The 13,498-nt window shown below is 43.9% G+C and carries 13 protein-coding genes; 6 read left to right on the top strand and 7 right to left on the bottom strand.

Features of this window, described 5'->3' with window-relative positions; genetic code table 11:
- The first annotated feature begins 218 nt into the window (after positions 1–218).
- Complete coding sequence (cruF, locus tag IM475_RS17185) at positions 219–1,133, top strand: gamma-carotene 1'-hydroxylase CruF (protein WP_287728447.1); 915 nt, start codon at positions 219–221, stop codon at positions 1,131–1,133.
- A 1-nt stretch (position 1,134) separates the two neighbouring features.
- A complete protein-coding gene (gene cruG, locus IM475_RS17180; protein ID WP_287728445.1) occupies positions 1,135–2,325 on the top strand; it encodes a 2'-O-glycosyltransferase CruG in 1,191 nt (396 codons plus the stop codon).
- 293 nt (positions 2,326–2,618) lie between these two features.
- Here the strand turns inward: cruG and IM475_RS17175 are convergent, their stop codons facing one another.
- Both IM475_RS17175 and IM475_RS17170 read right to left on the bottom strand, forming a co-directional pair.
- On the bottom strand, positions 2,619–3,623 hold the full coding sequence (locus tag IM475_RS17175) for a glycoside hydrolase family 10-like protein (RefSeq protein ID WP_287728443.1): 1,005 nt from the start codon (positions 3,621–3,623) through the stop codon (positions 2,619–2,621).
- Between the two features lie 397 nt (positions 3,624–4,020).
- Positions 4,021–4,455, bottom strand: coding sequence for a peroxiredoxin (locus tag IM475_RS17170; protein WP_004162983.1), 435 nt, complete (start codon positions 4,453–4,455; stop codon positions 4,021–4,023).
- 196 nt (positions 4,456–4,651) lie between these two features.
- Here IM475_RS17170 and IM475_RS17165 point away from each other — a divergent pair, with 196 nt between their 5' ends.
- Both IM475_RS17165 and pta read left to right on the top strand, forming a co-directional pair.
- Complete coding sequence (locus IM475_RS17165) at positions 4,652–6,448, top strand: N-acetylmuramoyl-L-alanine amidase family protein (protein ID WP_287728440.1); 1,797 nt, start codon at positions 4,652–4,654, stop codon at positions 6,446–6,448.
- Between the two features lie 614 nt (positions 6,449–7,062).
- The gene (pta, locus tag IM475_RS17160) at positions 7,063–9,159 is read left to right on the top strand and encodes a phosphate acetyltransferase (protein WP_287728438.1); all 2,097 of its coding nucleotides are present in this window, start codon (positions 7,063–7,065) and stop codon (positions 9,157–9,159) included.
- Here the strand turns inward: pta and IM475_RS17155 are convergent.
- From IM475_RS17155 to IM475_RS17140, 4 genes are read right to left on the bottom strand one after another with little or no spacing between them, the layout of a single operon-like run.
- Positions 9,141–9,347 (bottom strand): PIN domain-containing protein, encoded by a 207-nt coding sequence (locus IM475_RS17155; RefSeq protein WP_287658129.1) that lies wholly within the window; start codon positions 9,345–9,347, stop codon positions 9,141–9,143. The genes pta and IM475_RS17155 overlap by 19 nt on opposite strands.
- Complete coding sequence (vapB, locus tag IM475_RS17150; RefSeq protein WP_002792732.1) at positions 9,347–9,589, bottom strand: type II toxin-antitoxin system VapB family antitoxin; 243 nt, start codon at positions 9,587–9,589, stop codon at positions 9,347–9,349. The genes IM475_RS17155 and vapB overlap by 1 nt, the downstream gene beginning before the upstream one ends.
- A 32-nt stretch (positions 9,590–9,621) precedes the next feature.
- On the bottom strand, positions 9,622–9,891 hold the full coding sequence (locus IM475_RS17145) for a type II toxin-antitoxin system RelE family toxin (RefSeq protein ID WP_002792733.1): 270 nt from the start codon (positions 9,889–9,891) through the stop codon (positions 9,622–9,624).
- Positions 9,892–9,898: 7 nt separating this feature from the next.
- Positions 9,899–10,114 (bottom strand): RelB antitoxin-like protein, encoded by a 216-nt coding sequence (locus IM475_RS17140; protein WP_002801839.1) that lies wholly within the window; start codon positions 10,112–10,114, stop codon positions 9,899–9,901.
- 205 nt (positions 10,115–10,319) lie between these two features.
- Here IM475_RS17140 and IM475_RS17135 point away from each other — a divergent pair, with 205 nt between their 5' ends.
- The gene (locus IM475_RS17135; RefSeq protein WP_287728437.1) at positions 10,320–12,188 is read left to right on the top strand and encodes a cation:proton antiporter; all 1,869 of its coding nucleotides are present in this window, start codon (positions 10,320–10,322) and stop codon (positions 12,186–12,188) included.
- 17 nt (positions 12,189–12,205) lie between these two features.
- Here the strand turns inward: IM475_RS17135 and IM475_RS17130 are convergent, their stop codons facing one another.
- A complete protein-coding gene (locus IM475_RS17130; RefSeq protein ID WP_149979160.1) occupies positions 12,206–13,069 on the bottom strand; it encodes a hypothetical protein in 864 nt (287 codons plus the stop codon).
- Positions 13,070–13,118: 49 nt separating this feature from the next.
- Between IM475_RS17130 and IM475_RS17125 the strand changes: the two genes are divergently transcribed.
- A complete protein-coding gene (locus tag IM475_RS17125) occupies positions 13,119–13,373 on the top strand; it encodes a hypothetical protein (protein ID WP_287728433.1) in 255 nt (84 codons plus the stop codon).
- Positions 13,374–13,498 lie beyond the last annotated feature (125 nt).

The raw sequence follows: 13,498 nt of genomic DNA, 5'->3' as shown, positions 1-13,498 counted from the left end.
AAAAACTAAGTATAAAGTCGCATAAAATCTCTAAATAGACAATTTAATTGATTATTATGATCACTGACTGCTGCCTACTGACTCCTAAACCGATGCTACACTGAAACCCCTAACACCTGTAAAACTTTTTTGCCGAAAGTGACCGATCTGCGTAATAATTCTTTAATAAAGATTTGTAAACTTGAAAATGATTATCCTTTCGCAGTGCTAGAGATTTAATGAGACGACTAATTGCGATCGAAAAAGCTCTGCTCATCGGTCATATTGTATCGATGGCTTTTGGACTAGCCGGATTGTTGCTAGTCTTGCCTCATCCCGAATTTGTGGCCAATTTACCGGATTTTGGCAAAACCGCCTTTGCTTGGTCAATGGCTGGGGGGGGTGTGGTGTATATGGTGTTAGGAATGGCAGCGGTGGCTGTTTATGCCTATCGGACTCTAGGAGTGTGGCACTGGTTAGGATTCATGGTTCCCGCTATCAGTTTATCCCTTTGTAGCGAACTATTAGGAACCAGTACCGGCTTTCCTTTCGGTCATTATCGTTATCTTTCGGGCCTAGGTTACAAAATTGCGGGTTTAGTACCCTTTACCATCCCCCTATCTTGGTTTTATCTCGGTTTTAGTGCCTATATCATCGCTCGTGTTGGTTTATCCACTCTTGCTATACCCCAGTGGCTACAAAATCTAGGATCGATCGCTATCGGGGCGGTATTATTAACTTCCTGGGATTTTGTCCTAGATCCGGCCATGAGTCAAAGTACCATCCCCTTCTGGATTTGGGAACAACCGGGGGCCTTCTTTGGGATGCCCTATGAAAATTTTGCTGGTTGGTTTGGCACGGGTTGTGTTTTTATGACGGTAGCCACTTTAATTTGGCAAGTGCAACCGGTGAAACTGCCAAGTCAAGATTTAACCCTGCCTTTTGTGATGTATTTGGGTAATTTTGGCTTTGCTACGGTCATGAGTATCGGTGCTGGTATTTATCCGCCGATTTTCTTAGGATTACTCACCGGTATTCTGCCTTTAATACTCCTCTATAATCGCGCCAAGGCTGTTGCTTCCGGGCAAACAGTGGCAACCAGCGAAGTAACAACCCTAAAAATCCCCGTTGTTTCGGTGAGAGGAGCCAAATAAGTTGTTAACTGAGATAATTCTCGGTGCATTCTGCCTGGGGCTACTGCTGTCTCAGGCTGTTGCCTTTTTTATCCTTCTTTCCCGTCTGCTAAAAGGGGCGCGTCGTCGTCCTCCCCTGACTCCCCAACCTCCCACCCCGGAGATGTTAGGGACAGTAAGCGTGATTGTGCCGACGTTAAACGAAGTGGCCAGGATTGACGGTTGTTTACGGGGATTGAGTCAACAGAGTTACGAAGTGCGAGAAATTCTGATTGTCGATAGCAATTCCCAAGATGGTACGCGGGAAAAAGTCAAAGAGATAGCGGCAAAAGACCCCCGCTTTCGCTTGAAAACCGATTATCCTTTGCCTCCCGATTGGGTAGGTCGTCCCTGGGCGTTACACAATGGTTTTTTGTTTAGTTCTCCTAAAAGTGACTGGATTTTGGGCATTGATGCCGATACCCAACCCCAAGCAAATTTAGTCGCCAGTTTGGTCAAAGCTGCGATCGCAGAAGGTTATGATTTAGTTTCCCTGTCGCCGCAATTTATCCTCTCCTATCCGGGAGAATGGTGGTTACAGCCAGCTTTATTGATGACTTTGCTCTATCGCTTTGATGCGGCCGGAGTGCGCGGGCAAGATCCCGAACGAGTCATGGCCAATGGTCAATGTTTTCTCTGCCGGCGGTCAGTTTTAGCGGCTTTAGACGGTTATAGCGGGGCAAAAGGTTCTTTTTGCGATGATGTCACCCTGGCCCGTCTAGCGGCGACGAAAGGCTATCGGGTGGGATTTCTCGATGGGGCGAAGTTAATTCGCGTGCGGATGTACGAAGGACTTAAGGAAACTTGGCGCGAATGGGGCAGATCCCTTGACCTCAAAGATGCCTCCTATCAGGGGCAATTATGGGGCGATTTAGCTTTATTAGCTCTTACTCAGGGATTACCGATAATTATCACCCCTTTACTGCTCACAGCTTTGATTTTTGGCTACGATTTCCTGAGTTTAAAAATTGTCTTGACTTTAAACCTGCTGCTGTTATTGATTCGTTTTGCCCTTTTATTGGCTGTCTCTCCTAGCTACTATCGGGGCGAAAAAGTCAATCTATCTTCAGGATTATTTTGGCTATCTCCCCTAGCGGATCCGCTGGCAGTTATCCGCATTTTTATCTCTGCTTTTACCCGTCCCCAAAGTTGGCGCGGTCGAGTGTATCAGTGAATTGGAAAATAAACATTGGGTGTATGAGGCTCCTCTAACGGTAGATTGATTCATGAATCAATCTACTATGAGAGCAAAAACCTGTACTCCCCTACTCCCTAGCTTACCTCATAAGCCATTAAGAGTAGCAAAAAAAAGAATTAGATTCGGAGAATGAATCAGCCCCAGTATTAAGGGTAGGGTTGATTCATGAATCAACCCTAGAAAGCAGGGGGAGATCGAAGGCAAAATCTATCTTCTATGTAATTAGAACCACTTACTTAGAACACCCTTAATTATACTAGCCTTTTCACTTAAAACCGAGGAATATGATTAAAAAGATGACGCATGACCACAAATTCCCAACAAAATAACGAATAGCCATAACCCTGACGCTCCACCGTCCTCACCTGAGCTTGTAAACCCTTTAAGGAAAAATCAGGATTCCAACCCGCATATAAACCCACCCCCACCGGCACATACCTGGAAGCTGTCGCCAGTCCCGATCCCGAAAGACTTGCCGCCACCTGATTGGGAGTTTTCCGATAGATCTGTAGGACCACCTCATCCACAATCCCTTGACGCACCCAAGCCAACCAATTTTGATTATATTTATTCACCGCAAAAGAGTGAGGATTAGGCGAAAGACTGACCACCAACTTGGGATTAATCGCCTTGACATGATCGTGCAACTTGCGGGTTAAATTCGTTAAAGCTTGACTTTTATTACCAAAAACACGCGGAACTGCCCAATGATCATCTAACTGAATCCCCGCCAAATCTTTTTCTTTTAAAATATCTTCCATATTGCCCAAAAGATAGGCTTGCACCTGCGGATTCGCCGGATCTAACCAGACATTGGTTTCCACCACCGTCTTCCCTGCGGGCGTTTTTAATAGCCAATCCGGATGCTTTTTGGCAATGGGATCATTAGGGGATAACATCAAACCATACTCAAACCAAGCAAATGGTTTCAAACCCTGCCGTAAAGACTCCTTAACCGCTGCCCTCCAGGGATTGCTCAACGGCGGCACAAACAACCAATTCGTCGGACGTTGGGAAGTCGGATAAAGCGTTCCCCTCAACCCATAAACACTAAAATACACCCGGTCATAACCCGATCGCGAAAGATGATTTAACACCTCATCTAAGGACGTAGTGTGATGTAACAATATCGTGCCAATATTGGTTAACCAAACCCCCTTCATCTGCTCATTTTCCACTGCCTTTCGGGGAGCCGCTCGGTGAGTAACCAACAACAAAAAAGCCACTCCAGCAACAATCCCAACCCTCTTTAGGTACTTGCTAAACTTAACCATGATTGCCGATTAATCCCACCAAGATATTTGATAATAGTATTATTTTAGTCCGATTTTTGATATTCAGTTGATCATCAGCAGGCCTTAAATAGGGCTTGCGGCAAAAATTAGGGGCGAAGCATTCGGATAGGAAATCTACGGTTTCAGCGATAGGTTATCGCCCGAATGCTTCGCCCCTACAGGACTCAAAACCTTGCACCTGTTTCGCAAGAAAAGCCCAAAACCCTTGCCTCGCCTACATTTCACATTTATTCAGCAAGCCCTATTTCGTTAGTTTAAGTTTATCAGGGTGATCAGACTAAATCTGGTTATTAAAAACTGATTATCAGTGAACTAAAAAATAGATACCGGGTGTATTAGGCTGCCCTAACACACCCAGAAAAGATTTTAGGAAAAATTAACCGACGACGCAGAGAATATCCGATGCGTGACTAGCGGTATTCACTTTCTCATCCACATGGCTAATTTTGCCTTCTGCATCGATGATATAGGTGACGCGCTTAGAATAGCCACCACCATCGACATCATAAGCTTTGGTGATAGCACCATCGGTATCTACGAGCAATTGGAAGGGTAAACCGTATTTTTCTTTAAATTGTGCATGGGAACCCTGGTCATCCCTGCTCACCCCGAAGACTACTATTTCCTTGTCTTGGTATTGTTCGTAGTTATCCCGGAAGCTTTGCGCTTGCTTGGTGCAGCCGGGGGTGTCATCTTTGGGATAGAAGTATAAAACTACGACTTTACCTTGAAAATCCGACAGGGAAACGGTTTTTCCAGTATCGTCGGTGGTGGTAAAGTTCGGTGCGATTGTTCCAACGGTTAAAGCCATAACTCCGATTCCTTTACAAAAGTTAATCTATATTGATCATAAGGGATGAGGGTCAAAAACAGGGAGAGGGGAGAAGAAGTCAGAGCATTTGTACTGAATTTCCTGCTCAGTTTAAATGCAGTACAACTGAGAAGACGAACAACAAACCTCTAGAATTTGTCCTAGGATAATATTTGTCAGCTAAGAGGGGGATAATATGGGGCTATTCTGGTTAAAGGTGAGAACTTTTGGGCAAAATATCTTAATCGGTTTAGTTTTAGTGCTATTAATTGGTTTTTGTGACAGCATCAGCGCTAAATCTGCCTCATTAATGATTGTTTATCCTCCCGATAATCATCAAACCACGGCATCGAGAATCTTTTTTATTGGTTCTGCTCCTCCATCGGGTCAAGTTTTGCTCAATAATCAACCGATTCAACGCAGTGCTAAAGGATATTTTGCCCCTAGTTTTCCCCTACAAGTTGGCGAAAATAATTTCACTATTCGCTATCAAAACCAAACTATTAATCGTCAAATAATTCGTCTAGATACTCAAGCAATTATTCCCCAAGAATTAGCTTTTGCTGATAACTCTCTCAGTCCTTCTGTCCATAGGACGAGGTTAGTGGGGGAATGGATTTGTTTTAGTGCGATTGCCACTCCCCAAGCTCAGGTTTCTGTGCAGTTAGGAGATAAAATCTTACCTCTTTTACCCCAAACTCAAACTACAAAACTGCCTAGTAATGCCGCAGTTTTAACTAATCTTAATCAAGCGAATTCCGAGGATAAAACTGGTTACTATCGAGGTTGTCAGCAGTTTAAGCAAGAGGCTAACTTAGGAAAACCTATTTTTACAGCACAATTAAATAATCGCTCGATTAGCCAACAAGGTCAAGGAGAAATTAACATTATTAGCGATCAAAATTTACCAGTGATTGAAATTATAGCGGACCAAGGGGTAGCACGCACGGGACCGGGTAGTAATTATTCCCGTTTAACTCCTTTACCCCAAGGTACGAAAGCGAGAGTCACCGGGAAAGAAGGGGATTGGTTACGGTTAGATTATGGTGGTTGGATTTTAGAGCGAGAAACCCGTTTAATAGTCAATGAGGTCCTAGATAATGCTAATATTCGCGGTCTCTCTTCTCGCAGTATCAATCAAGCAACGGAAATTATTTTTCCCCTCTCCCATCCTGTACCCATCGCCGTGAGACAAGAGGATGATAAATTTATTTTGACCCTTTATAATACCATTGCCCAAACCGATACAATTTTTCTGGTGGATAATCCTTTAGTTAGACGTTTAGATTGGCGACAAATCAACCCGACTACGATAGAATACACTTTTAATCTGAACCAAAAACAACAGTGGGGTTATAGTCTTCGTTACCAGGGGACAAATTTAATCTTAACCCTGCGTCATCCCCCAGAAAAAAGTGATAATTTACAGGGCAAAGTTATTTTATTAGATCCTGGACATGGAGGGAAAGAAACTGGTGCTGTCGGTCCAACGGGTTACACGGAAAAAGAGATTAATTTGCTTATGTCTAAATTAATTAAACGGGAGTTAGAAAAATTGGGGGCAACAGTTTATTTAACCAGAGAAACGGACATCGAACTATCCCTAATGGCACGGGTAGAGATGATTAATAATCTACAACCAACCCTAGCACTATCGGTTCACTATAATGCTTTGCCTGATGATGGAGATGCCTTAAATACTCAAGGAATCGGCATATTTTGGTATCATCCCCAGGCAGCGGATCTATCGGTTTTTCTCCACGATTATTTAACCAAAAATCTTAACCGTCCTTCCTATGGGGTATTTTGGAATAATTTAGCTTTAACTCGTCCCTATAGTAGTCCTTCTTTGTTATTAGAGTTAGGATTTATGAGTAATCCTCAAGAATTTGAATGGATTACCGATACTCAGGCACAAAAACAATTAGCGCAAGTTTTAGCCGCCGGAATTAGCCAATGGTTTCAACAATCTGGGGTAATTGCTTCCAGTTAAGATTTAATGGCAATCCGAGGGAGATAAGCTTAAGTAGCTGGTTATAATTAAATTAAAAATGGATTTTGCCTTTAATCCCCCCTTGATCCCCCCTTGATAAGGGGGGTGCCGATAGGCGGGGGGATCCCCCCTGCCCCCCTTGATAAGGGGGGTGTCTGACAACTTTTAACGCCTACCTACTTAAATCTTTGTGAAAAATCAAGCCCTAGCTGAACAGCCAGTGATAGGATTGGATGGAGTCTTTATTTTAGTCTGAGGAAATTAAATCAAGTTCATGGAAAAAATGTTACCAGTGAACAGCAATCGGACAAAATAACTGCTAGATTACAAGGTATAGTCCATCACTCCCTAGTAGATATTTAAACAGCGATCGCTGTGTGATAAAAATCGCTGGATTAGCCAACAAATAAAGATAGTTTACTGAAAATTTGCCAACAATTCACGCCCTTATAGACAACTTGATCGCTGCCCCCCTTATTAAGGGGGGATTAAGGGGGGATCAAAACCACCTTATTAAGGGGGGATCAAGGGGGGATTAAGGGGGGATCAATCGCTCACCTCAAGGTTGGGGTAGCCCAATTAAATCCCACTCTTGTTATTATTCTGCTCTACCCATGACTAACTCTTTATATATCAGCACGACGGCAACGGGAAGCGGTAAAGCGTTAGTAGCTTTAGGAATTATTGACTTAATTCTCCGCAAAACTAATAAAGTTGCTTTTTTCCAGCCAATTGTTCTCGACTGTTCCCAAGGTCATCGGGACGAAGACATTGACTTAATCCTCAATTATTTTAAATTAGAACAAACCTACGAAGAAGCCTTCGGTTTATGTTACGAAGAAGTTAAGGATTTATTGGTACAACAAAAATTTGATGAAATCATTGAAAGAATTATCAAAAAGTTTAAAAACTTAGAAAATAAATATGATTTTATCCTCTGTGAAGGTTCCGATTATCTGCAAGAAAATTCCGCCTTTGAATTTGAACTAAATACAGAAATCGCCAAAAATCTCGGCCATCCCATCTTAATATTAGGTAATGCCTACCAGCGCAGTATCGAAGATGCCCTTAGTCCGATCCTGATTTCCTGCGACACCTACCAAGATAAAGGTTGTACGGTGATTGGGATTATTATCAATCAAGCTGAAGAGGAAAAAATAGAGGAATTACGGAAAACCCTGACTAAAATTTTTCCCCCCCAAGAATATGCCCTAGGAGTAATTCCCCATAATGCCAAACTTAGCAGCCCGCGAGTAGCAGAAATCGCCCAACAATTGCAGGCAAAAGTTCTCTACGGACAGCAGAGATTAGACAGTTTAGCTAGTAACTTTCTGGTGGTGGCCATGCAGATGCAAAATGCCCTAGAGCGGCTAAAAGAAGATAGCTTAATTATCACCCCTTGGGATCGCGGCGATGTGATTATCGGGATGTTACAGGCCCACCAATCGGCCAATTATCCCCAATTAGCTGGTATAGTCTTAACAGCAGGTCATAACCTCAATCCTTCGATCGCCCGTTTAATTGACGGTTTGCCCGATCCCTTACCGATTCTCTCCGTCACCACCGATACCTATACCACGGCCGAACGCATCCACGATGTGCGAACCACCCTGACCTCAACGGACTACGATAAAATTAACCTCAGTCTGCAGCTTTTTCACAGTAACATCAATCTCGATCGCCTAGAAGCGCAAATTCGCACTTTGCGGACCCAGGGGATTACCCCGAAGATGTTCACCTATAATCTCGTACAACAGGCCAAAGCGCAAAAACGTCACATCGTTTTGGCCGAAGGAACCGAACCGCGCATCCTCCAGGCGGCCACAGTTTTAATCGAACAGGATATCGTCGATTTAACCCTCTTGGGACAACCGGACGAGATTGCAATGGTGATTAAAAAACATGGTATCACTCTCGATCTTGATCGCCTGCAAATTATTGACCCCGTGGCTAGTCCCCATTTTGAAAGCTATGTGCAGACCCTCTACGAAGCGAGAAAAGCCAAGGGAATGAATCTCGATATGGCCCGGGATTATGCACAGGATGTCTCCTATTTTGGCACTTTAATGGTGTATCAAGGCGATGCCGATGGTATGGTATCGGGGGCGGTGCATACCACTCAACACACGATTCGGCCTGCACTCCAGATTATCAAAACTAAGCCCGATTGTGCGATCGTCTCCTCGGTCTTTTTTATGTGTCTAGAGGATCGAGTCTTGGTCTATGGGGATTGTGCAGTCAATCCCGACCCCAGCGCCGAGGAATTAGCCGAAATTGCCCTATCTTCTGCCGAAACCGCCCAAAAATTCGGAATCGAACCCCGAATCGCCCTGCTTTCCTATTCTTCGGGTCAATCAGGCCAGGGAGAAGACGTGGAAAAAGTACGACAAGCGACCAAAATCGCTAGGGAAAAACGCCCCGATTTGAAGCTAGAAGGCCCGATTCAGTACGATGCGGCCGTGGATAAGGAAGTAGCCGCCCAAAAAATGCCGGGGTCAGAGGTAGCGGGCCAAGCGACGGTGTTTATTTTTCCTGACCTGAATACAGGTAATAATACTTATAAAGCCGTGCAGCGGGAAACGAAAGCTTTAGCGATTGGTCCAATCCTACAGGGATTAAAAAAACCCGTCAATGATCTCAGTCGCGGTTGTACCGTTCCCGATATTATCAATACGGTGGTAATCACGGCCATTCAATCCCAATCTTTTTGAGTTATAGTTATTTCAGAACAGAGAGAGAGTTTACCAATTTTTACCTTGATCGATATTTCCCAAAAACTAGCAATACTTACAAAAACATTATCGGTATTTTCAAGACTATCTCGCAGCGAAACAGGCAAAATCGGGTAATCCTCAGCTAACCAGATAAAGACATGAGTATCTATTAAAGCACTCCTCATTACCTATAGTCCTCAAAGTCTTCTAAGGGAGCATCAAAGTCATTAGCTAAAGGTAAAACGAAAGTTCCTTTTATTGAACCAGCTAAAGTTCTTTTAACAGTTACAGATTCTTTTGCTGCTTGTTTATTTTCTTCTGTTTGGTCAGACTTAGTGAGCAAATATTCGGCATAATGTAAAAGTTCAGTTTTGAGAGCATCGGGCATATTCTCAACTATATTCTTAAGGGCTGAATCTATACTCATAATGGCTCACTTTTAGTTAAATTAATGAATATTTAGGGAAAGTAGCGATAAAATTCACGTCGGTGTAGGAGCCGCATTACCTCAATGTTATTATCAACAACGGCTATTCCTAATCGATATTCACCAAGCCGTATTCGGTAGCGATTGGTAGCTCCCTTCATTGGCTTGACATTACCAATATCCTGCAATGATTTGGCATTGGGTAAATCTCTAAAAGCAAGCTGTAAAATTTGCTCATAAACAGGCTGGTTTTTCAATGCCTTCAAATCTTTGAGAAATCTTTTTCGATATTGAACCTTCAAGGTAAATCTATTCCTCCAAATAAGCCAGTGCCTCTTCGATATCTAATAGTGGACTCTGCTGTGCCTCATCCATTGCTTGGTTAAGGCAGTAGTCTTCTATTGCTTCGGTGAACTCTTCACAAGACATATCTTCTTGGGGAAATACTTGTCTCCATAGTTCAATCGGAATAACAACGGCTTTGGGTTGTCCGTTTTGGTCAGTTAGGTATTCTATTGAAAGCATAAACAAGACTTGTCAAGTTTGATAAGTCTATGATATAGCACTACGCGATTACATTAGAAAACGGGTTTCTTTGAGAAACCCGTTTTCTGGAGCTTGTTATGCTTATTTCCTCCCGACCGGGCCAGAGCGGGAATCAAAACTATAATTAGAATGATTAAACCCCAACCATAACCCCGCCTCGATAGCCGATAACCGATCGCTAAACATGGATCCATCTTTCGCCCTTACTCTGCAAATTGTCATCACTGTGGTGGCGGGGATTACAGCCCAAGTCATTGCCGAATACCTGAAAGTTCCCAGTATTGTTTTCCTGCTTATTTTTGGGATTGCTTTGGGGTCCGATGGTTGGGAAATTCTACAGCCCCAAAGTCTGGGAATTGGCTTAGAAGTCCTTGTTGCTCTCTCTGTGGCGATTATCCTATTTGAAGGCGGTTTAAGCCTAAGCGGACGGGAATTAGGGCGAGTTTCTGGCAGTTTACGCAATCTTGTCACCCTCGGTACTTCCATCACTCTCATCGGTGGCGGTATGGCGGCCCACTGGTTGGGGGAATTTCCCTGGCCGATCGCTTTTCTTTACGCTTCTTTAGTGGTGGTAACTGGTCCGACGGTGATCGGGCCTTTGCTAAAGCAAGTCGCTGTAGATCGACGGGTGGCGACACTTTTGGAAGGGGAAGGGGTATTAATCGACCCTGTGGGCGCAATTTTAGCCGTAGTGGTGCTAAATACGATTATTGATAGTCATTCCCGCCCCATGGAAATTATCACCGGTTTAACCCTGCGTTTAGGCATCGGGGCGGCGATCGGCATTGCTGGAGGCGGATTGTTAAGTTTTATTATAAAAACTTGCAATTTTCTCACTTTTGAGTTAAAGAATCTCGTGGTTTTAGCGGGAGTCTGGGGATTATTTGGTTTATCGCAATTTAGTCGCAGTGAATCGGGGTTAATGGCGGTGGTAATGGCGGGAATCGTCCTAAAAGCGGCGGCAGTTCCCGATGAGCGGTTATTAAGGCGTTTTAAGGGTCAATTAACGACTCTTTGCGTGTCGGTACTGTTTATTTTACTAGCGGCGGATCTTTCGATCGCCAGTGTCATCGCTTTGGGTTGGGGCAGCGTCCTAACGGTGTTAGTCTTGATGCTGGTGGTGCGTCCCCTGAGTGTGGCTCTGTGTACCCTAAAAAGTGATCTAAATTGGCGACATAAGTTATTTATCGCTTGGGTTGCCCCTAGGGGAATCGTTTCCGCTTCCGTAGCTTCTTTATTTGCCATTTTACTCACCCGTGCCGGTATTAATGGCGGTGAAGCGATCAAAGCTTTAGTCTTTTTAACAATTTTAATGACCGTTTTTATTCAGGGATTAACGGCGCGGTGGGTGGCAAAAGGGCTAAAAATCACTTCTTATGCGGCAACAGGGGCAGTAATCGTCGGTTGTAATCCCCTAGGTCGCTTAATCGGTTGTTTATTCCAAGAACAAGGGGAAAACGTGGTTTTAATCGATACGGATGCCGGGGCCTGTCAGCAAGCGGCAGCCGACGGTTTGACGGTGCTGCAGAGTAGCGCACTTGATACAAAAATACTGCAACAAGCGGGAATCGAATCCATGGGAACTTTTCTGGTTTTGACTAATAATAGCGAGGTTAATCTGGTTTTAGCCCAGAGAGCCGGCGAGGAGTTTCATCCTCCCCGGGTGTTGGCTGCCTTTGCGGGAACCCCCAACCCAGATAAAAATAAGGTTAATCAGGTTTTTCTCCCCAGTTTTTCGGTCAAGGAATGGAATCAGTATTTAGACGATAATCAGATTAAATTGGGTAAAACTATCTTTAAAGGCAATGATTTGAGCGAACAACAAACCAGATTAACTAAATTAATTGAAAATGGCGAACTGCTGCCCCTACTATTGCGTCGCGATAATTCCCTACAGGTAGTAACAGAAAGGGAAGAATGGCGCACCGGAGACGAATTAATCTATATTCTGCGCGATTTACGCCCACAACTGCTTAAACGTCTTTCCGGCACTGTCAGAACTCGTTTATCTTTAGAAATCTTACCCGAAGTGGAAATTGCCACCAGTAGATAACTTGAGACTGTTCTCTACTATTCAGTGGATTTAACGGGTTCAGGGCTTAAAATAAGCAACTGCCGACCGACGCTAGATTTAGCGACACCTAGCAGTACGGGATGTTCAGTTTTGGGGGCATCTTGGGGTAAAGCACGAAAAAGGTACAGCCATCCCCCTCTTTCCAGTAATAATCGCCAGACGCGATCTTGCTCCGTATCGGTTAGGTTGCGCTGTTGAATAATGCGGGCTAAATTAGGATCGCCAATGAGACTCTGCTGATCTTCGGGCGTTAGGGCTTCAAAAAGGGGCTGATTGGGGTCAAGATCCCCTGCTTCTTTGCCTAAAATGAGCAGTTCCTTGGCACTAATCAGGGTGACAACGGGGAGAGTAGAAGTGGGATTCACCGCATCTCGACGGGCATCCTTTAAACCTTGATCCCGGGCAAGATGGAAGATGAGTAAGAGAATCCAACTCAGGAGAATCAGTTCCGAAGCGAGAGGAAGGGTTAACTGACGCTGAAAGCGGGGACGAGGAGCATAGGGTATTTTTCGGCGATTGCGTTGGTTTTGTCTTTTCAGTTGCCAATTTTTCAGTCTAGTGAGCCACTGTTGATATTGCCAGTGAAGGAAAGCAAGACAAAGGGTGGAAAGCTGAAAAAGTATAGGAATCAGAAGGGCAATAATCAGGGTGTTAGCAATACTTTGAGGCGTACCAAAGAAGACTTGAAGAGGGAGTAATAAGAAGGATTCAACCGGAAAATCGAGGCTGGTGATACCGAGTTGGTAATAGGCAAAGTATGCCCAACGATAGACCCAACCTGTATAGTACAATCCCGCACCAATGAGACCGGCGGCACTGGCAAGATTGAGGAGAATCGTCGGGGGAGAAGGAGTCGTCACAGGGGGCTACTAACGCTAAAAAAGAACGCTAAAATTAAAGTTATTATAGATGATCATTGTAGGGCGAGTTATGGTCAGACGTTTAGAAATTATATCTGGTATAGCTTTAGTTTTTTTGGGATTTTTGACTGTTTCTAGTATCGCTCAAGCACCCACCCTCGAAGCGGCTTTACCACGATTAGCAAATATTACGTTACAAAATGGCAGAGATTATAAGGGGGTGACGTTAACTCGGTTTGATCGCCCTCAGCGTCAGATTTCTTTTAAGCAAGGGGGTAAGGAGTTTAATAGACCTCTTGCATAATTTTTTTATGGTATAATATAAGGTTTTGCTTTTTTCTCAATTCTTAGATTGAAGTGGAAAAAAGAATAAAATGTGATCTTAGGTCAGGAAATCATCTATAATTTTGCTATGTTTATTAGCAAAAT

The organism is Microcystis sp. M061S2, from assembly GCF_020245605.1.
GTDB lineage: Bacteria > Cyanobacteriota > Cyanobacteriia > Cyanobacteriales > Microcystaceae > Microcystis.
The sequence above is the reverse complement of the archived record's forward strand: the minus strand, read 5'-3'. Positions and strand labels throughout refer to the sequence as shown.

What these genes read in the sequence shown, in the direction of transcription:
- pta (WP_287728438.1), top strand. Translation starts at nt 7,063, where the DNA reads ATGACTAACTCTTTATATATCAGCACGACGGCAACGGGAAGCGGTAAA.
- IM475_RS17170 (WP_004162983.1), bottom strand. Translation starts at nt 4,455, where the DNA reads ATGGCTTTAACCGTTGGAACAATCGCACCGAACTTTACCACCACCGAC.
- vapB (WP_002792732.1), bottom strand. Translation starts at nt 9,589, where the DNA reads ATGAGTATAGATTCAGCCCTTAAGAATATAGTTGAGAATATGCCCGAT.
- IM475_RS17155 (WP_287658129.1), bottom strand. Translation starts at nt 9,347, where the DNA reads ATGAGGAGTGCTTTAATAGATACTCATGTCTTTATCTGGTTAGCTGAG.
- IM475_RS17175 (WP_287728443.1), bottom strand. Translation starts at nt 3,623, where the DNA reads ATGGTTAAGTTTAGCAAGTACCTAAAGAGGGTTGGGATTGTTGCTGGA.
- IM475_RS17125 (WP_287728433.1), top strand. Translation starts at nt 13,119, where the DNA reads ATGATCATTGTAGGGCGAGTTATGGTCAGACGTTTAGAAATTATATCT.
- cruF (WP_287728447.1), top strand. Translation starts at nt 219, where the DNA reads ATGAGACGACTAATTGCGATCGAAAAAGCTCTGCTCATCGGTCATATT.
- IM475_RS17135 (WP_287728437.1), top strand. Translation starts at nt 10,320, where the DNA reads ATGGATCCATCTTTCGCCCTTACTCTGCAAATTGTCATCACTGTGGTG.
- IM475_RS17140 (WP_002801839.1), bottom strand. Translation starts at nt 10,114, where the DNA reads ATGCTTTCAATAGAATACCTAACTGACCAAAACGGACAACCCAAAGCC.
- IM475_RS17165 (WP_287728440.1), top strand. Translation starts at nt 4,652, where the DNA reads ATGGGGCTATTCTGGTTAAAGGTGAGAACTTTTGGGCAAAATATCTTA.